This window comes from Nocardia halotolerans, from assembly GCF_042650145.1.
In the GTDB taxonomy this organism is placed as follows: domain Bacteria; phylum Actinomycetota; class Actinomycetes; order Mycobacteriales; family Mycobacteriaceae; genus Nocardia; species Nocardia halotolerans.
Window position 1 is genome coordinate 348,984 of record NZ_JBHSDL010000014.1, and the last position, 17,434, is coordinate 366,417.

Sequence of the window (17,434 nt, forward strand, 5' to 3'; positions counted from 1 at the left end):
GCGTGCGGAAGATGTACGCGGGGGCCAGGCTACGACGGTTGCGCGAAGAACGACGGATGACCCAGGCGGCGCTCGCGAAATCACTGGATCTCTCGCCCAGTTATCTCAACCAGCTCGAGCGCGACCAGCGACCGCTCACCATTCCCGTTCTGCTGAAACTGAATTCGACCTTCGACCTCGACGTGCAGTTCTTCGCCGCCGATTCCGATGCCCGGCTGGTCTCGGATCTGCACGAGGTGCTCGTCGATGCCGCGGGCGGCGGTGACACCGCGCCGATCACCGAGGTGGAGGAACTGGCCACCCGGCTGCCGGAGGTCTCGCGGATCGTGATCGCCATGCACCGGCGGTTGCGCGCGGCCACCGACCAGCTCGACCTGCTCTCGGCCCGGGTCGACACACCCAGCGGCACCTCGGGCACACCCATGCCCTACGAGGACGTGCGCGACTTCTTCTACGAGCACCGCAATCACATCGCCACCCTCGACCACGCCGCCGAGCAGCTGTTCGAGGAGGCCGGGCTCAGCATCGGCTCGCTGGATCGTCAACTGGCCCGCATCGCCGAGGAACGCGCCGGCGTCACCGTGCTGGTGCGTGGCGACGGCGCCGACCCGTCCATCCCGAAACGTCACTACGAACCCGACACCCGCACCCTCACCCTGGCCCGGCGTCTGCGCCCCGGTCAGCGCGCCTTCCAGATCGCCTCCACGCTGGGACTGCTGCTCTACGGAGGCGAGATCGACACCGTGCTCGCCGAGTCCCACACGCTCAACGGCGAATCCCGGGCGCTGGCCAGAGTGGGGCTGGCCAACTATTTCGCCGGTGCGCTGATCCTGCCCTACGGGCGATTCCTGCGTTCGGCCGAAGAACTGCGCTACGACGTGGACCTGCTGGCCCTGCGGTTCGAGGTCGGTTTCGAGACGGTCTGCCATCGGCTCGCCACCCTGCAACGCCAAGGTCAGCGTGGGGTGCCGTTCTTCCTGGTCCGCACCGATCGCGCCGGCAACATCTCCAAACGCCAGTCCGCCACCGCCTTCCACTTCTCCCGGGTGGGCGGGAACTGTCCGCTGTGGGTCACCCACGAGGCGTTCGCCCATCCCGGTCGCATCCTGACCCAGGTGTCGGAGATGCCCGACGGGCGGCGCTACCTGTGGATCGCCCGCACGACCCCGCCCACCGCGCAGGGGTACGGCACCGCGGCGAAGAATTTCGTCATCGCGCTCGGCTGCGATATCGAGTACGCCGACCGGCTGGTGTACTCCCAGGGGATCCAGCTCGACGACCCGCACATCGCGGTCCCGATCGGTGCCGGCTGCAAGGTGTGTGAGCGTCCGTCCTGCCCGCAGCGGGCCTTCCCGCAGATCGGGCGCGCGCTGGCGGTGGCCGAACACACCAGCACCGATCTGCCGTACCCGCGCCTGCCGCGCTGAGCTCGCGGGTCAGGACTTGGCGAGGTATTCGATGCGTTCGCCGTCCACCGCGGCGCGCATCATGCCGGCCAGACCGGGATGTTTCACCAGCCCGGGGTCCTCGGCCACGACCCGCCTGGCCAGCTCCTGCGCCGCGGTGATCACCTCGAGGTCGTCGAGCAGCGACAGCAGGCGCAGCGAGCGGGCCGTGCCCGACTGGGCCGCACCCAGCACATCACCCTCCCGGCGCTGCCGCAGATCCAGCACCGACAGTTCGAAACCGTCGGTGGTCGCCGCCACCGCCGACAACCGGGCCATCGCCGTACCGCCCGGTGCGGCATCGGTGACCAGCAGACACAGCCCGGGGTGCTGACCACGCCCGATGCGCCCGCGCAGCTGGTGCAGCTGGCTCACACCGAAGCGGTCGGCATCGACGATCACCATCACCGTGGCGTTGGGCACGTCGACGCCCACCTCGACGACGGTGGTGCACACCAGCACGTCGATGGCGCCGTCGTTGAACTGACGCATCACATGATCCTTCTCGTCGGCGGGCAGCCGGCCGTGCAGCAACCCCACCCGGACACCGGCCAGCGGCCCCGTGCTCAACGTCTCGTACATCTCGACCGCGGCCTGGGTGGTGGGGCCTTCCTTTTCCTCGGCCTTCTTGCCCTTCGCCGGTGGCGCGTCGGGGTCCTCGCCGATGCGCGAGCACACCACATACGCCTGCCTGCCCTGGCCGACCTCCTCGACGATGCGTTCCCAGGCCCGGTCCACCCAGCCCGGATGCAATTTGCGCGGCACGACTTTCGACACGATCGGTGAGCGCCCCCGGGGCAGCTGGGTGAGCGTGGAGGTCTCGAGGTCGCCGAGGGTGGTCATCGCGATGGTGCGGGGGATCGGCGTCGCGGTCATCACCAGCAGATGCGGGCTGATGCCGTTGTTCGCCTTGGCGCGCAGAGCGTCTCGCTGCTCGACACCGAAGCGGTGCTGTTCGTCGACCACCACCAGCCCGAGGTCGAAGAACTCGACCGCGTCCTGGATGAGCGCGTGCGTGCCGATCACGACGCCCGCCGCCCCGGTCATCGCATCCAGCAGTGCGGCTTTCTTCGCCGCGGTCGACATCGAACCGGTGAGCAGCACCACCTTCGTGGCGTGCTCGGCCGCGCCCAGTTCACCGGCGGTCCCCAGGTCGCCGAGCATGGCTCGCAACGACCGGTAATGCTGGGCGGCAAGCACTTCTGTCGGCGCCAGCAGGGCGCACTGACGACCGGAATCGACCGTCTGCAACATCGCGTGCAGGGCGACGATCGTCTTGCCCGAACCGACCTCACCCTGCAGCAGCCGATGCATCGGACGGGTGCGCGCCAGGTCGTCGGAGATCTCATCGATCACCTGCCGCTGACCGTCGGTGAGCTCGAACGGCAGGCGCTCGTCGAAGGCGGCGGCGATCCCGTCGACGCGCGGCGGGCAGGCGGGGGCGGTGCGGGCTTCCACGTCGTGGCGCCGCTCGGCCAGCACCAGTTGCAGGGCCAGCGCTTCGTCGAAACGCAGCCGGTCCCTGGCCTTCTCGATGTCGAGCTGATGTTCGGGCAGGTGGATCAGGCGCAGCGCGTCGGAGACATCGAGCAGGTGGCGCTCGGCACGCAGATCCTCGGGCAGCGGGTCCTCGATCGGGTCGAGCTGGTCGAGCACCTGGCGGATGCAGGCGAGCAGGTCCCAGCTCTGCACCTTCGCCGTCGCCGGGTACACCGGAACGAACTCGCGCTCGAAAAACGACGCGTCCACTCCCCCGGCGCCTTTCGCGCTCTGCGCCAGCCCGCGCAGCGCGCCGCTGCCGCGCACGGTGGTGAGCTCGGCGACCCCGGATTCGGCCTTGTCGGGCAGGATCAGGTAATCCGGGTGCGACAGGCTCCAGCGGTCGGGACGCCACCAGTGCACGGTGCCCGACATCATCGCCCGCACACCGTCTTTCACCAGGTACCGCACCTTGTCACCGTTGAAGAAGGTGGCCTCGATGGGGCGTTGCGCGCCGGTGTCGAGCTGCACTTTCAGCAGCGAACCGCGACGGTTCTTCATCGGTCGCAGTTCGGTTTTGGTGATCCGGCCGATGACGGTGATGTGGGCACCCTCCGCCGGCTCCTCCTCGCTCAGCGGCTGCCCCTGGGTGGCGTAGCGCACCGGGTAGTGGCGCAGCAGGTCCTCGACCGTGGTCATGTCGAAGGCCTCGGTCAACCGGTCGGCCGCTTTGACGCCCAGTACGTGATCGAGCCGGTCGTTCAACGTCGTCATCTCTACTCGACCCCTATCTGCACCAGATCCGCTTGCTGCCCACCGGAATACACCACCACATCGACACCGGGGAAACCGGCGGTCACATGGTCGGCGAGTACCTGCGCCAGTTCGGGGCCGGCTTCGGCGCCCATCAGCAGAGTCACCAGTTCACCACCGAGACCGAGCATCCGGTCCAGCAGAATGCGCCCCGCCCCGACCACGTCCGGGTCGATCACCACGACATCATGGCCCACCAGACCCAATCCGTCTCCGGGCGAACAGGTGCCGACCATGGTGAGGGCCCGCACGCTCGCCGCGCGCAACGCGCCCCAGCGCGTGCTCGCCGCTGCCTCCGACATCGCGAACGCGTCGTCGACCGCGATCCGCCCCCGATCGTGCACGGCCAGCGCGGCCAGTCCCTGCACCGTCGACGAACTGGGCAGCAACAGCACATCGCGCGACTCGTCGCGCGCCGCCACACCGACCGCCACCAGTTCCTGGGCGGGTAGGGCACCGTTGGGCAGCACGAGCACCTCACGGTGCGGCATCGCCCGGATCGCGCGCAGCAGATCATCGGTCTCGAGCTGCCGATCCCCGCGCAGCACCGCCGCCCCCGCGTCCTCGAACAGTCGCGCCGCGTCGGCGCCGGCCACCACGGCCAGGATTCCGCGGTCGGCGAGCCCGTCGCCCGCGATCGGCGCATGTTCGATCCCGCTCACCGTGCGGGCAGGGCCGAAACGCTCGCCTACGGGACCCACACGATCAACGCCGTCCGTCCCACGCGCGGCGTTGAACCTTTCACTCACGAGGGGCACACGAGCGGCAGCGTCGAGCCCGTAGTGGGCAGGCGCACGATCGACACCCTCCGTCCGGTGCGCACCGGCCTGTGGCTGGACCGTCGGGGCGTCGTGGTGGTTGTCGCCGTGCGGCGCGGTCACCGCGAAGCTCTCCACCCGAATCCGGGCCAACCGTCCCACCGCCAGCCCCGCCTCGATCGCTGCCCCCGCATCGCGACAGTGCACATGCGCCGACCAAACCCCGTCCCCGTCGCCGACGACCACCACCGAGTCCCCCAGCACCGCGAGTCGCTCCCGCAACGCAGTCGCCCCGGTGTCATCGGTACCGGAAAGGACGTACATCACCTCGAAGTGCGGGTCCGGCGCCCCGTCCCCGTCCACACCGAACAACCCCGGCCCATGAATATCGCCGCAGTCCACCCCGAGGTCGCGGGGTGCGTGCACGCCCCGCCCATCGTGGTCGCCGCGCTCACGCAGGTAACTGCGCCGGGCCGGAGCCTCACCGCAGGCCTGCTCGACCAGGCAGTCGAGCAGGACCAGCAGGCCGCGAGCACCGGCGTCCACCACGCCGGCCGCGCGCAGCACGCCCAGCTGGTCCGGTGTTTCGTTCAGGGCCAGGGCCGCGCCGTCGGCCGCGGCCCGTGCCACCGCGGCCAGCGACGGGTCGGCCGGTTCGGCGGCGGCCACCGCGGCGCGATCGAGCACGGTCAGGATCGTGCCCTCGACCGGGGCGCTGAGCCCGGTGCGCACCAGCACCGCCGCCCGGCCCAGCGCTACCCGCAACCGCGCACCGGTCAGCGGCCCGTCCACCACGGCATCGGCGACACCGCGCAACACCTGCGACAGGATGATCCCGGAGTTGCCCCGCGCCCCCACCGTCGCCCCACGAGCCAGCGCCCGCGCCACGAACGCCGCGTCACCGATCCCGGTCGCGTCACCAGCGGGAAGCCCGGACTCCCCGAGGTCGCCCGGCCTCGCCGCGGCACCGCGAGCAGCCGCGAGCGCAGTGTCGGCGCACGCCACCGCCGCGCGCATGGTGGCGAGCAGGTTGGTTCCGGTGTCGGCGTCGGCGATGGGGAACACATTGAGTGCGTCGATCTCGGCCCGGCGGGCCTCCAGGTCGGTGCGGCAGGACAGGGCCCAAGCCAGCAGTGTGGCGCCGTCCAGCGCCTCCCGCACGTGCGACACCGTCACCTCGTTCCGCGTTGGCCGTGCTCGCCCGCCGAGCATCGCACGCCAGGTTAGCGCCGGCGTCCGACAGCAGTATCCTGAGCGCGGGCAGGCCCGTCATCCGGGCGTGCCCGGCGTGTCGGCCGGGAGGCCCGGTTTGGAAGTTCCCGCCCCGGCCCGCTACGCTTGCAGGGTTGCCTCGTGCGGCCTTCCGGTCTGCGCTGGCCGACGCGAGTCGGCAAGGCATTTGACGACATCAGTTTCCGGTTCAGCGGGCATACGTGCGCCGCTGGCCGCTTATGACATGAAGGAGCTCGCGACATGGCTGCCGTTTGCGACGTCTGCGCCAAGGGCCCCGGTTTCGGGAAGTCGGTCTCGCACTCGCACCGGCGCACCAACCGTCGCTGGAACCCGAACATCCAGACCGTGCGTGCGCAGGTTGCCCCTGGCAACACCCGCCGGATGAACGTGTGCACCTCCTGCCTGAAGGCGGGCAAGGTCGTCCGCGGCTGATTTCTCAGCCCGTACATTCTGCCGACAGTACCCCGGCACCCCTCGTGGGTGATCCGGGGTTTTGTCGTAGGTAGGCGTCGCGGTGTCCGAGTGGCGGATCGAGCCGCTGACCGCCGAGCACGTCACCGCGCTCGCCGCCTGTCACATCGCCAGCTGGCGCGAGGCCTACGACCAGCTGATCCCGGATCGTGTGCTGGCCGCGTTCGACCTCGAACGCTCGGCCATCACCTGGGAACGCCGCCGCGCCGCGGGCACCCACCGGCTCCCCGTCGCCTTCGCCGGTGACCGGCTGATCGGTTTCGCCGCCGCCACCGGCACCGAACTCGAAGCCCTCTATGTCCGCGCCGCCTGGCACGGCACCGGCCTCGCCGATGTCCTGATCGACATCGCCGCGCCCGATTCGCCGTGCAGTCTGTGGGTGTTCGGCAACTATCCGCGCGCGCACGCCTTCTACCGCAGGCACGGCTTCACCGACACCGGGGTGCGCCGCACCGACCCGTTCACCCTGCTGCCCGAACAATGGTGGCGGCGCGACTCTTCGCTAGGGTGACGCGCATGAGTACCACCGAACCGGTCCCCGCCGCCGAAGTCATCGACGGCGTGCTGCAGCTGACCATCGCCACCTCCGCCGCGGGCACCTCAATGGATTTCGACCTGATCAACGCCGGCACCGCGGCGCTGCGTGCCCTCGACGCCGGGGTCGGCGCCGTGCTGCTCACCGGCGCGGGCGCCAACTTCTGCGCGGGCGGCAACGTCCGTCATTTCGCCGCAGCCGAGGATCGTGGCGCCTACCTCTACGAGAAGGCCACCGAACTGCACGACTTCATGCGGGCCCTGGCCGCGAGCCCGGTTCCCGTCGTCGCCGCGGTGCAGGGCTGGGCGGCCGGTGCGGGGATGAGCCTGGTGTGCGCCGCCGATATCGCGATCGGTGGCCCGTCGACGAAGCTGCGCCCCGCCTATCCCGGCATCGGTTTGAGTCCCGACGGTGGCATGTCCTGGTCGCTGCCGCGCATCGTCGGCGCGAGCCGGGCCAAGGAGATCCTGCTCACCGATGCCGTGATCGATGCCGAGGAGGCCGTGCGGATCGGGCTGCTCAGCCGCACCGTCGCAGACGAGGACGTGCGCGCCGAGTCGCTGCGGGTGGCGCACACGTTCGTCACCGGCCCCCGCGCCACCTACACGGGCATGAAAAAGCTGCTGGCCCAATCGCCCACGGCGACTCTGGACCAGCAGCTCGATTCCGAACGCGCCGGCATCGCGGCCGCCGCGAACAGCCGCACCGGCCGCGAAGGCGTCGATGCCTTCGTGGCCAAGCGCAAGCCCGACTACCTAGGGCTCAGCTGAACATCGAACCACGGCCGAAAACCCGACACCACGGATTTCGATCACCCACCATCACGGGATGGGTAACCGACCACCATGGGTTTTCGGCCGCCTCGCCTCCGAGGGGCGAGACGTAACGCCGAAGGCGAAGTATCGCCCCTCGGAGGTGAGGCAATCAGGGCCGAAAACCCCGCGGCGCCAGCCGCCCTAACACGCAGCACCGAGGGCGCTGAAGGTGTTCTGCAGCAGGCAGGTCACCTTCGCGTTCACGCCCGCGGAGATGGTGGAGGTGCCGGTGGAGGTCCACTCCTCACCGATCTGGCTGGTCTGCACCGGCGAGGCCTGCTCGTTGTAGGGCTCGAGCTGCAGGCCGGCGGCCGAGGCCGAGCCCGCACCGGCGGTGAGGGCGGCGGCGACGGCGGCGGTCGCGAGCGCGGCGCGAACGGTCTTGATGTGCATCGGGTTGTGCTCCTTCATCATTTTCTTCTCGGGCGGGCGGCACCCCGGGTCAGGGCAGCCGCCAGTCGACAGGGTCGGCGCCGAGTTCGTCGAGCAGTTCGTTGACCCGCGAGAAGGGCCGTGAACCGAAGAACCCACGCGAGGCGGACAGCGGTGACGGGTGCGCCGATTCGATATAGGGGATCTCGGCTTCGGTGAGGGTCGGCTTGAGCGAACCGGCGTCGCGGCCCCACAGCACCGCGACCAGTGGTTCGTCGCGGGCCACCAGCGCCCGGATCGCCTGCTCGGTGACCGCTTCCCAGCCTTTACCCCGGTGCGAGGCCGGTGCGCCCGGGGTGACGGTGAGTACCCGGTTCAACAGCAGCACACCCTGATCCGACCACGGGCTCAGGTCACCGCAGCGGGGCGTGTCGAAGCCGAGGTCCTTGCTGTACTCGGCGAAGATGTTGGACAGGCTGCGCGGCACCGGCGAGACGTCGGGCGCGACCGAGAAGCTCAGGCCCATCGCGTGCCCGGGCGTCGGGTAGGGATCCTGGCCGACGATCAGCACGCGCACCGCGTCGAACGGGCGCCGGAACGCGCGCAGCACGTTCTCGCCCGCCGGTAGGTATCCGCGTCCGGCCGTGTTCTCTTCACGGAGGAATTCGCCCATCGCGCTGATTCGGTCGGCGACCGGTTCCAGGGCCCGGGCCCAGCCCGGATCGATGATCTCCGACAGTGGTTTGGCACCCATGACCGCACAACCTATCTGTTGTGGCCGGTGGGCGTCGCGTCCGCCCCACGGAACGATTCCCAGCCGGTGCCGCCGCTGGGCCGCGTGCCGTCGACGGTGACGCCACTGCCTGCGGTGACGACGCCGATGGGCCGCCAGCCCGGCGGCAACGCGGTGCTCGACGGCCAGGTGCCGACGAAGGCGTGGTCCTCGCCGCCGGCCAGAATCCACTGTGCCGCATCGGCTTCGAGCCGGTCGGCGAGCGCGGACAGTTCCGGATCGGTGAGCGCGGCGGCGTGTACGTCGATCGCCACCCCGGAGGCATGGGCCAGATGTCCGAGGTCGGCGAGCAAGCCGTCCGAGACATCGGTGAGAGCGGTAGGGATGTGCTCGCCGAACAGGTCGATCACCTCCGCGTAGGGCGGTTGCGGAACCCGGTGGGTGGCAAGGGCATGGGCGAACGCGGGATCGGAAGTGTCAGCGCCGGCGGACAGTACGGCCAGCCCGGCCGCCGACCAGCCGAGTTCGCCCGACACCGCGACCACCTCGCCCACCCCGGCACCGGAGCGGGTGAGCGCGGCCTGCCCGCCGAGGTCGCCGAAGGCCGTCACCGAGATCACCCACTGCTCGCTGAGCACCAGGTCGCCGCCGGTGATCGAACCACCCGCGCGCACCGCCTCGAGCCACATGCCATCGGCGATGCCCTCCACGACGGGCACAGGGGTGTCGGCGGGGCAACCCAGCGCGACCACGAACCCGGTGGGCCGTGCCCCCATCGCCACCACGTCGGCGGCGTTCTGCGCGATGGCCTTGCGACCGATGTCGCGCGGGGTCGACCAGTCGAACCGGAAGTGCCTGCCTTCGACGAGCATGTCGGTACTCACCACGAACCGTCCGTCGGGCGCGGCGAGCAGAGCGGCGTCGTCACCGGGGCCGAGCAACACCTGCGCCGCCTGCTCGCGACCGGCGTTGATCCGGTCGATCAGGGCGAATTCGCCCAGCTCACGCACTGTCTGTGGACGGCTGTGCTCGCTGATGACCGACCCCTCTCCACTGTGCTGGCGACCGACGAAATCGCTCCGACGGTACCCTTTCGGAGGCGATCGGGCATCACTGACGGTGCGCGGAACCAGCGACCGGAAAGGACCACACGACTATGGCGGATTCGCCGGACCCGACAGCAGACGATCGCGACGAGGGGAACCGCCCGGTGGACCGGTCCGCGCCCGACGCGAAACCGGACGCGAACTCGAACTCGAACTCGGACTCGGACTCGGACTCGGAAGCTCAGTCCGCCAGCACCGAGCCCGGCGACACGAAGCCTGCCGACTCCCAGCTCACCGACACCGACACCACCACCGCCGGCACCACCCACTCCCCCGCACTCATCGCCACCGCGGTCGCGCTCCCGGTCGTCCTGATCGTCGGCGTCCTCGTCGCCGCCTATATCGCCCTGCGCGCCCCCGTCGAACGCGATCCCCTTGCGCTGGGCCCGGTCCCCGCCCCCGCGGCCGACGGTCCCGCCTGCCAGACGCTGCTGCCCGCCCTGCCCGCCGAGATCGACGACTACACCAAGTCGACCCTGGTCGAACCGGCACCACCGGCCACCCGAGCCTGGCAGCATCCCGACGGCGGCGAACCGGTCGTGCTGCGGTGCGGCCTGGACCGTCCGCTCGAGTTCAACCGCGCGTCGAGCCTGACGGTGGTCAACGGGGTGCAGTGGTTCCAGGTCCGCGACGACCTGGCCGAGACCGGCACCTGGTTCGCAGTGGATCGCGAGACCTACGTCGCCCTGACGATCCCCGACGGTTCGGGCACGGATTCGATCACGGCGGTTTCCGACGTGATCAACGCGAACCTGCCCGCCCGCGAACCGACTCCGGGCGAGCTGTAGACGAAACGGGCCGGGCGGCGCCTCAGCGCAGGCCGGTGCCGCGCGCGAGGGCCGTGTCGATCAGCGTGGACACCAGCGTGGAGTAACCGACGCCGCTCGCCTCCCACATCCGCGGGTACTGCGAGATCGGGGTGAACCCGGGCATCGTGTTGATCTCGTTGATCACCGGACCGTCGGCGGTGACGAAGAAGTCGACCCGGGCCAGGCCCTGGCAGTCCAGCGCCCGGAACGCGCGGACCGACAGTTCCCGGATCTCGTCGGCGAGGTCGTCGTCGAGTTTGGCGGGTACGTCGAATTCGCAGACGTCGTCGAGGTATTTGCTGGCGAAGTCGTAGAACTCGGGGGTGCTCGCGTCGGCGTCGGGCATCCGGATCTCGGAGACCACGCTGCCGCGCACCTCACCGTCGGCGAATTCGAGCACGCCGCATTCGACTTCACGGCCGACGATGCCGGCTTCGATGATCACCTTGGGATCGTGCGCGCGGGCGGCGGCGACGGCCGCGGGCAGGTGGGTCCAGTCGGTGATCTTGGTGATGCCGATCGAGGACCCGCCGCGGGCGGGCTTCACGAAGGCGGGCAGCCCGATCCGGTCGCGGTCGGCTTCGGTGAGCGTGTCGGTTCCGGGCCGCAGCACCACCTGCACGCCGACGGGTAAGGACTCGGCGGCCAGCAATTTCTTGGTGAATTCCTTGTCCATGCCCGCCGCGCTGGCCAGCACGCCCGCACCGACATAGGGCACCCCGGCCAGTTCGAGCATGCCCTGGACGGTGCCGTCCTCACCGAAGGGCCCGTGCAGGATCGGGAACACCACGTCGACGTTGCCGAGCACGGCGCCGGGATCGTCGAGGGCCACCAGGGCGCCGGAACGGCCGGGGTCGGCGGCCAGGGTGAGCGCGGTGCCGCTCGCGTCGACCTCGGGTTGCCCGCCGTGGCTCAGCGTCAGTTGGCCGAGGCCGTCGGCGAGTACCCAGCTGCCGGTGGTGGTGATGCCGATCGGCACCACCTCGTACCGCTGCGGATCGAGGTTGCTGAACACACTGCTGGCCGAGACACACGAGACGGCGTGCTCGCTGCTGCGCCCGCCGAACACCACAGCCACCCTGATCCGTTCCGTCATGGAGGTCACCGTAGTAGGTTCGCGTCCGCGCGACGCTATCGGCCTTATTCGGGCTTGATCCGTCTGCCCAGCAGACTGCCCACCGCTTCGCTCACCGAAAGTCCCTCGTGGCACACCTGGTGCACCGCGTCGGTGAGCGGCATTTCCACCTGGTGTTCGGCGGCCAGCGCGCGCACCGATGTGCAGGACTTCACACCTTCGGCGACCTGGCCATTGGTCGCGTCCTGGGCGGCCTGCATCGAGCCGCCCGCACCGAGCACGTATCCGAAGGACCGGTTGCGCGACAACGGCGAGGTGCAGGTAGCCACCAGATCGCCGACCCCGGCGAGCCCGGCCAGGGTCACCGGTTGGGCCCCGAGGGCGACGCCGAGTCGCATGACTTCGGCGAGCCCACGGGTGATCAGGCTCGCGACCGAGTTGTCGCCCAATCCCATTCCCGAGGCGATGCCGCAGGCCAGCGCGATCACGTTCTTACACGCGCCACCGATCTCACAGCCGATCACGTCGGTATTGGTGTAGGGCCGGAAATAGCCGGTGGCACACGCCCGCTGCGCGACCTCGGCCCGTTCGCTGTCGCTGCACGCGATCACCGTCGCAGCCGGCTGCCGCTGCACGATCTCGTGCGCGAGATTGGGACCCGACAGCACCGCGATCCGGCTCGCCTGCGCGCCGGTGACCTCCGCGATCACCTGGCTCATCCGCAGCAGGGTGCCGGTCTCGATCCCCTTGGCCAGGCTCAGCAACGTGGCCTCGGACCCGATGTCGCCTTTCCACCCGGCCAGATTCGCGCGCAGTGACTGCGAGGGCACCGCCAGCACCACCAGTTCGGCGCCGTCGAGAGCGATCCGGGGATCGTCGGTCGCGCGCACCGGCGGCAACTGCACCCCGGGCAGATAGAAGGGATTGCGATGTTCGGTGTCGAGGGCTCGGGCCACCTCGTCGCGTCTGGCCCAGATCGTGACATCGGTCCCCGCCTCTGCCAACACCTTGGCGAACGCCGTACCCCACGACCCCGCACCCATTACCGCCGCCCTCGTCATCAGCCCAATATGCCATGCAAGGATCGAGGGCATGCACACCGTGCACGCCGTGATGGCGGTCAAGCACATCGACCGGGCCAAGAGCAGGTTGGCGAACATGCTGACCACCGAGCAGCGCGGCCGGCTCGTGCTGGCCATGTTCGCCGACACCGTGGTGGCCGCGACGGCGGTGCCCGCGCTGGCCTCGTTGACGGTGGTCACCCCGGACCCGCTGGTGGCCGCCCGCGCCGGCGAACTCGGCGCGCACGTACTCGCCGAGCCGCCGGGCCGGCATGACCCGCTCAACACGGCGCTGGCCGCCGGCGCCCAGGACGTCCGCGATCGGTACGGGCCGACTCGTCTGCTGGCCCTGCAGGCCGACCTGCCCGCCCTGCGCACCGCCGAACTCGCCGACGTGCTCGCCGTCGCCGCAGACGGCGCACGCGCGTTGGTGATCGATCACACGGGCACCGGCACCGCCGCATTGCTGGTCGGTGACCGCACGGCCGCATTGGCTCCGCGTTTCGGTGCCGAATCCGCGCGCGCCCACCGCGACGGCGGCGCTCGGGCGCTGTCGGGGCACTGGCCGGGCCTGCGCTGCGATGTCGACACTCCCGCCGACCTGGTGGCGGTGCGCGCGCTGGGCGTCGGCGCGTTCACCGCCGACACCCTGCGCGACATCGGAATGACATCGCAGCGAAGTGATCCCGTTCGCACCGTGTGCTAGCCGGTCGCCGCCACCGCCGCGAGCTGGTCACAGAGCTCGATGTCATGATGCGAACTGCCCGGTTCGTAAGGGATGATCGGTGGTGTGAGCGATACGGAAACCATCAAGCAGCTGCCCCCGATTTCCCCGCCACCCGCGGCCGCGATCACCGCCGGCGGCGACGCGAGCACGCAACGGTTGCCACGTGATCGCTACCTCAATCGGGAACTGAGCTGGCTGGATTTCAATGCCCGGGTGCTGGCGCTGGCCGAGGACGCCTCGCTGCCGCTGCTGGAACGGGCGAAGTTCCTGGCGATCTTCGCCTCGAATCTCGACGAGTTCTACATGGTCCGTGTCGCCGGTCTCAAACGCCGTGCCGAGACCGGACTGTCGGTGCGCTCGGCCGACGGCCGCTCACCGTCGGAGCAGCTGGAGATGATCAGCGCGCGGGCCCAGGAGCTCGCCGATCGCCACGCCCATGTCTTCATCGACGCGGTGAACCCGGCCCTGGCCGCCGAGGGCATCGACATCATCTGCTGGGCCGATCTCGACGTCGATGAACGTCAACGGCTTTCGAACCACTTCACCGACCAGGTGTTCCCGGTCCTCACTCCGCTCGCTGTCGACCCGGCCCACCCGTTCCCCTATATCTCCGGTCTGAGCCTGAATCTCGCGGTGACGGTGAAGGACGCGGGCACCGGCGGTGAGCATTTCGCCCGCGTGAAGGTGCCCGACAATGTCGACCGGTTCGTGCGCGTGCGCCGCACCACCGCGCCCTCGGCGATCGCGGCGTTCCTGCCGATGGAAGACCTCATCGCCGCGCATCTGGATCTGCTGTTCCCCGGTCTGACCGTGGTGGAGACCCATTCGTTCCGCATCACCCGCAACGCCGACTTCGAGGTCGACGAGGATCGCGACGAAGATCTGCTGCAGGCGATGGAACGTGAACTGGCACGGCGTCGTTTCGGCAAGCCGGTGCGCCTCGAGGTCTCCGACGACATGACCGAGCACATGCTGGAACTGCTGTTGCGTGAGCTCGAGGTCGACCCGGCCGACGTCATCCAGGTGCCCGGTCTGCTCGACCTGTCGTGCCTGTGGCAGGTCTACGGGGTGGACCGCCCCGAACTCAAGGACGCGCCCTACGTGCCGGCCACCCCGCCCGCTTTCGGTGAGCGCGAGACTCCGCGCAACGTGTTCGCCGCGCTGCGCGAGGGTGACGTGCTGGTGCACCATCCTTATGATTCGTTCTCCACCAGCGTGCAGCGCTTCATCGAGCAGGCCGCGGCCGACCCGCAGGTGCTCGCGATCAAGCAGACCCTGTACCGCACCTCGGGTGATTCGCCGATCATCAATTCGCTCATCGATGCCGCCGAGGCGGGCAAGCAGGTCGTGGCGCTGGTCGAGATCAAGGCCCGCTTCGATGAGCAGGCCAACATCAAGTGGGCGCGTGAACTCGAACAGGCCGGTGTGCACGTGGTCTACGGCCTCGTCGGGCTCAAGACCCACTGCAAGACCTGCCTGGTGGTGCGCCGCGAGGGTTCCACGATCCGGCGTTACTGCCACATCGGCACCGGCAACTACAACCCCAAGACCGCCCGGCTCTACGAGGACGTCGGCTTGTTCACGGCGGCACCGGAAATCGGGGCCGATCTGACCGACCTGTTCAACTCGCTGACCGGCTATTCCCGCAAGGACGACTACCGCAACCTGATGGTGGCGCCGCTGGGGGTGCGCGCGGGCATCATCGAGCGGATCGACCGCGAGATCGCATTGGCGAGCCAGGGCGCCGACGCGCGGATCAGGATCAAGGCCAACGCGATCGTCGACGAGCAGATCATCGACGCGCTCTATCGCGCTTCTCAGGCCGGGGTGGCGGTGCAGATCGTGGTGCGCGGCATCTGCGGCCTGCGCGCCGGGGTGCCGGGGCTGAGCGAGAACATCGAAGTGCGCTCGATTCTCGGTCGTTTCCTCGAGCACTCGCGGGTCCTGCAGTTCAGGGCACAGGACGAGACCTGGATCGGCAGCGCCGACATGATGCACCGGAATCTGGATCGCCGGGTGGAGGTGATGGTGCAGGTGAAGGATCCGCGGCTGACCGAGCGGCTCACCGCGGTGTTCGATTCCGCGCTCGACCCGATGACACGCTGCTGGGTCCTGCTGCCCGACGGCACCTGGCAGGCCAGCCCGCGTGCTGCCGAAGCCAGCCAGGTACGCGACCATCAGCAGTTCCTGATGCGACTGCGTCGCCCCGATCAGCCGTGAGCAAGCAAGCCGCCGCGGCGATGCGGGATCCGCGGGTACGGCCCAACATCCATGCCGCCGGCGCGGTCCTGTGGCGTGCCGGCGCGGCCGGGCCGGAGATCGCGGTGATCCACCGGCCGAAATACGGGGACTGGTCGCTGCCCAAGGGCAAGCTCGATCCCGGTGAGACCCCGGTGGTGGCCGCGGTGCGCGAGGTCGGCGAGGAAACCGGGCTGCCGTGCACGCTGGGGCGCTATCTGGGTCATGTCACCTATCCGATCCCGGGGCACCGCAAGCTCAAGCGGGTGGACTACTGGGCCGCCGAGGCCGCTGCGGGCGAGTTCACCGAGAACGCCGAAGTCGATCAGCTGCGCTGGTTCTCACTCGATCGGGTCATGGACCATTTGTCGTATCCGATGGATCGCCAGATCGTGCGCATGTTCGCCCGGTTGCCCGCCCGCACCGCCACGGTGTTGGTGGTGCGCCACGCGAAGGCGGGCAAGCGCAGCCGATTCGACGGTCCCGACGAACTGCGCCCGCTCGAGGCCGCCGGTCGGCGGCAGGCGCAGGCTTTACCACCGAATCTGCTGGCGTTCGGCGCATCCGAGATCTATTCGGCCGACCCACTGCGCTGTATCCAAACCGTTACCCCGTTGGCGCAACAGCTGAACGTCGAAATCAATTGCGAGCCAATGTTTTCCGAGCAAGGTTACGATTCAGCGAAAGGTCCGGCGCGGCAACGATTCCTGTCTTTGGTAACAGATCGGGGTGTACCGGTGGTGTGTAGTCAGGGCGGGGTGATTCCCGATCTGGTCCAGTGGCTCGCCGAGCGCGACGGGCTCAGCCTGCCCCCGGCCCGCAATCGCAAGGGCAGTGTATGGGCATTGTCGTTCGTCGACGACCGATTAGTCGCTGCGGACCATATGGATCGCGCTCTCTCGACGGGAATCGTCACCGCCTGAGACGCGCGAACTCCCCACAGATGCCGAAACGGCCCCGCTCGAGGCGGGGCCGTTCTCGGTCCAGTGGTGGGTGATGCGGCTTACGTGCCCATTCCCCGACCCGATCCCGCTGCGGCAGGATCAACGAGCACGACGGGTGGCTGTCTTCTTGGCAGCAGTCTTCTTTGCGGGAGCCTTCTTAGCAGGAGCCTTCTTAGCGGTGGTCTTCTTGGCTGCCGTGGTCTTGGCCGCCGTGGTCTTCTTGGCCGGCGCCTTCTTGGCGGCGGTCACTTTCTTTGCCGCGGTGGTCTTCTTGGCGGCGGTGGTCTTGGCCGCCGTGGTCTTCTTGGCCGCTGTCGTCTTCTTGGCGGCAGGAGCCTTGGTGGCGGCCTTGCGGGCCGTGGTCTTGGCCGGACCCTTCGAGGGCGTCGCCTTCTTGGCCGCGGTCTTCTTCGCCGCGGTCTTCTTGGCTGCCGCCTTCTTCGCCGCCACGGGCGCGTTCACACCGCGCTTGACGGCGGGACCGGACGAGGCCAGTTTCTGCTTACCCGCAATCACCGCCTTGAACTGAGCGCCCGGGCGGAAGGCCGGGACCGAAGTCGCCTTCACCTTCACGGTTTCACCGGTACGCGGGTTACGGGCAACCCTGGGAGCACGCTTGCGCTGTTCGAACACACCGAATCCGGTGATGGTGACGCTTTGACCCTTGTGCACGGCACGGACGATGGTGTCGACAACATTCTCGACAGCCGCAGTAGCCGTCCGCCTGTCCGTACCCAACTTTTCGGTCAGAACGTCGATCAGTTCCGCCTTGTTCATTGAATCCTCCGCAGACTAATGGCCCGTCGTCGGACCGACTAGG

16 protein-coding genes are annotated in these 17,434 nt (G+C 69.2%); 8 read left to right on the forward strand and 8 right to left on the reverse strand.

Features of this window, described 5'->3' with window-relative positions; translation table 11 throughout:
- The first annotated feature begins 2 nt into the window (after positions 1–2).
- Positions 3–1,427 (forward strand): short-chain fatty acyl-CoA regulator family protein, encoded by a 1,425-nt coding sequence (locus ACFO5K_RS12175; RefSeq protein ID WP_378560596.1) that lies wholly within the window; start codon positions 3–5, stop codon positions 1,425–1,427.
- Positions 1,428–1,436: 9 nt separating this feature from the next.
- Here the strand turns inward: ACFO5K_RS12175 and recG are convergent, their stop codons facing one another.
- Together recG and ACFO5K_RS12185 are read right to left on the reverse strand one after the other, a co-directional pair.
- On the reverse strand, positions 1,437–3,698 hold the full coding sequence (gene recG / locus ACFO5K_RS12180; RefSeq protein WP_378560599.1) for an ATP-dependent DNA helicase RecG: 2,262 nt from the start codon (positions 3,696–3,698) through the stop codon (positions 1,437–1,439).
- 2 nt (positions 3,699–3,700) lie between these two features.
- Positions 3,701–5,707 carry a DAK2 domain-containing protein gene (locus tag ACFO5K_RS12185; protein ID WP_378560602.1) on the reverse strand — a complete coding sequence of 669 codons (2,007 nt, stop codon included), beginning with the start codon at positions 5,705–5,707 and terminating at the stop codon, positions 3,701–3,703.
- 261 nt (positions 5,708–5,968) lie between these two features.
- Here ACFO5K_RS12185 and rpmB point away from each other — a divergent pair, with 261 nt between their 5' ends.
- The 3 genes from rpmB (at position 5,969) to ACFO5K_RS12200 (ending at position 7,504) form a co-directional block, all read left to right on the forward strand.
- The gene (gene rpmB, locus ACFO5K_RS12190) at positions 5,969–6,160 is read left to right on the forward strand and encodes a 50S ribosomal protein L28 (protein WP_011210730.1); all 192 of its coding nucleotides are present in this window, start codon (positions 5,969–5,971) and stop codon (positions 6,158–6,160) included.
- A gap of 82 nt (positions 6,161–6,242) precedes the next feature.
- Positions 6,243–6,710 carry a GNAT family N-acetyltransferase gene (locus ACFO5K_RS12195; RefSeq protein ID WP_378560605.1) on the forward strand — a complete coding sequence of 156 codons (468 nt, stop codon included), beginning with the start codon at positions 6,243–6,245 and terminating at the stop codon, positions 6,708–6,710.
- Between the two features lie 5 nt (positions 6,711–6,715).
- Positions 6,716–7,504 carry an enoyl-CoA hydratase/isomerase family protein gene (locus tag ACFO5K_RS12200; protein WP_378560608.1) on the forward strand — a complete coding sequence of 263 codons (789 nt, stop codon included), beginning with the start codon at positions 6,716–6,718 and terminating at the stop codon, positions 7,502–7,504.
- Positions 7,505–7,690: 186 nt separating this feature from the next.
- Here ACFO5K_RS12200 and ACFO5K_RS12205 read toward each other — a convergent pair whose 3' ends face one another.
- From ACFO5K_RS12205 to ACFO5K_RS12215, 3 genes are read right to left on the reverse strand one after another with little or no spacing between them, the layout of a single operon-like run.
- A complete protein-coding gene (locus ACFO5K_RS12205) occupies positions 7,691–7,942 on the reverse strand; it encodes a hypothetical protein (protein ID WP_378560611.1) in 252 nt (83 codons plus the stop codon).
- 49 nt (positions 7,943–7,991) lie between these two features.
- Positions 7,992–8,675 carry a uracil-DNA glycosylase gene (locus ACFO5K_RS12210; RefSeq protein WP_378560613.1) on the reverse strand — a complete coding sequence of 228 codons (684 nt, stop codon included), beginning with the start codon at positions 8,673–8,675 and terminating at the stop codon, positions 7,992–7,994.
- 11 nt (positions 8,676–8,686) lie between these two features.
- Positions 8,687–9,664: a thiamine-phosphate kinase gene (locus ACFO5K_RS12215; protein WP_378560616.1), complete on the reverse strand. Its 978-nt coding sequence runs from the start codon at positions 9,662–9,664 to the stop codon at positions 8,687–8,689.
- Between the two features lie 146 nt (positions 9,665–9,810).
- On the opposite strand from ACFO5K_RS12215, the gene ACFO5K_RS12220 reads away from it, so the two are divergent.
- Entirely contained in the window at positions 9,811–10,548 is a 738-nt protein-coding gene (locus tag ACFO5K_RS12220; RefSeq protein WP_378560619.1) for a DUF3515 domain-containing protein, read from the forward strand.
- Positions 10,549–10,570: 22 nt separating this feature from the next.
- Here ACFO5K_RS12220 and ACFO5K_RS12225 read toward each other — a convergent pair whose 3' ends face one another.
- Positions 10,571–11,665, reverse strand: coding sequence for a D-alanine--D-alanine ligase family protein (locus ACFO5K_RS12225; RefSeq protein ID WP_378560622.1), 1,095 nt, complete (start codon positions 11,663–11,665; stop codon positions 10,571–10,573).
- Between the two features lie 44 nt (positions 11,666–11,709).
- Complete coding sequence (locus tag ACFO5K_RS12230; protein ID WP_378560625.1) at positions 11,710–12,705, reverse strand: NAD(P)H-dependent glycerol-3-phosphate dehydrogenase; 996 nt, start codon at positions 12,703–12,705, stop codon at positions 11,710–11,712.
- A 31-nt stretch (positions 12,706–12,736) separates the two neighbouring features.
- Here ACFO5K_RS12230 and cofC point away from each other — a divergent pair, with 31 nt between their 5' ends.
- The 3 genes from cofC (at position 12,737) to ACFO5K_RS12245 (ending at position 16,593) form a co-directional block, all read left to right on the forward strand.
- Positions 12,737–13,411 carry a 2-phospho-L-lactate guanylyltransferase gene (cofC, locus tag ACFO5K_RS12235; RefSeq protein WP_378560628.1) on the forward strand — a complete coding sequence of 225 codons (675 nt, stop codon included), beginning with the start codon at positions 12,737–12,739 and terminating at the stop codon, positions 13,409–13,411.
- A gap of 72 nt (positions 13,412–13,483) precedes the next feature.
- Positions 13,484–15,652, forward strand: a complete 2,169-nt coding sequence (locus ACFO5K_RS12240) for an RNA degradosome polyphosphate kinase (RefSeq protein ID WP_378560631.1) — start codon at positions 13,484–13,486, stop codon at positions 15,650–15,652.
- Between the two features lie 20 nt (positions 15,653–15,672).
- The gene (locus ACFO5K_RS12245; RefSeq protein WP_378563759.1) at positions 15,673–16,593 is read left to right on the forward strand and encodes an NUDIX hydrolase; all 921 of its coding nucleotides are present in this window, start codon (positions 15,673–15,675) and stop codon (positions 16,591–16,593) included.
- A 120-nt stretch (positions 16,594–16,713) separates the two neighbouring features.
- Here the strand turns inward: ACFO5K_RS12245 and ACFO5K_RS12250 are convergent, their stop codons facing one another.
- Positions 16,714–17,391, reverse strand: a complete 678-nt coding sequence (locus ACFO5K_RS12250) for an HU family DNA-binding protein (RefSeq protein WP_378560634.1) — start codon at positions 17,389–17,391, stop codon at positions 16,714–16,716.
- Positions 17,392–17,434 lie beyond the last annotated feature (43 nt).

Bases quoted from the DNA above. Each gene is read 5' to 3' on its own strand.
- ACFO5K_RS12220 (WP_378560619.1), top strand. From the start codon at position 9,811: ATGGCGGATTCGCCGGACCCGACAGCAGACGATCGCGACGAGGGGAAC.
- ACFO5K_RS12225 (WP_378560622.1), bottom strand. From the start codon at position 11,665: ATGACGGAACGGATCAGGGTGGCTGTGGTGTTCGGCGGGCGCAGCAGC.
- ACFO5K_RS12205 (WP_378560611.1), bottom strand. From the start codon at position 7,942: ATGCACATCAAGACCGTTCGCGCCGCGCTCGCGACCGCCGCCGTCGCC.
- ACFO5K_RS12185 (WP_378560602.1), bottom strand. From the start codon at position 5,707: ATGCTCGGCGGGCGAGCACGGCCAACGCGGAACGAGGTGACGGTGTCG.
- ACFO5K_RS12240 (WP_378560631.1), top strand. From the start codon at position 13,484: ATGATCGGTGGTGTGAGCGATACGGAAACCATCAAGCAGCTGCCCCCG.
- ACFO5K_RS12230 (WP_378560625.1), bottom strand. From the start codon at position 12,705: ATGACGAGGGCGGCGGTAATGGGTGCGGGGTCGTGGGGTACGGCGTTC.
- ACFO5K_RS12200 (WP_378560608.1), top strand. From the start codon at position 6,716: ATGAGTACCACCGAACCGGTCCCCGCCGCCGAAGTCATCGACGGCGTG.
- cofC (WP_378560628.1), top strand. From the start codon at position 12,737: ATGCACACCGTGCACGCCGTGATGGCGGTCAAGCACATCGACCGGGCC.
- rpmB (WP_011210730.1), top strand. From the start codon at position 5,969: ATGGCTGCCGTTTGCGACGTCTGCGCCAAGGGCCCCGGTTTCGGGAAG.
- ACFO5K_RS12250 (WP_378560634.1), bottom strand. From the start codon at position 17,391: ATGAACAAGGCGGAACTGATCGACGTTCTGACCGAAAAGTTGGGTACG.
- ACFO5K_RS12245 (WP_378563759.1), top strand. From the start codon at position 15,673: ATGCGGGATCCGCGGGTACGGCCCAACATCCATGCCGCCGGCGCGGTC.
- recG (WP_378560599.1), bottom strand. From the start codon at position 3,698: ATGACGACGTTGAACGACCGGCTCGATCACGTACTGGGCGTCAAAGCG.
- ACFO5K_RS12210 (WP_378560613.1), bottom strand. From the start codon at position 8,675: ATGGGTGCCAAACCACTGTCGGAGATCATCGATCCGGGCTGGGCCCGG.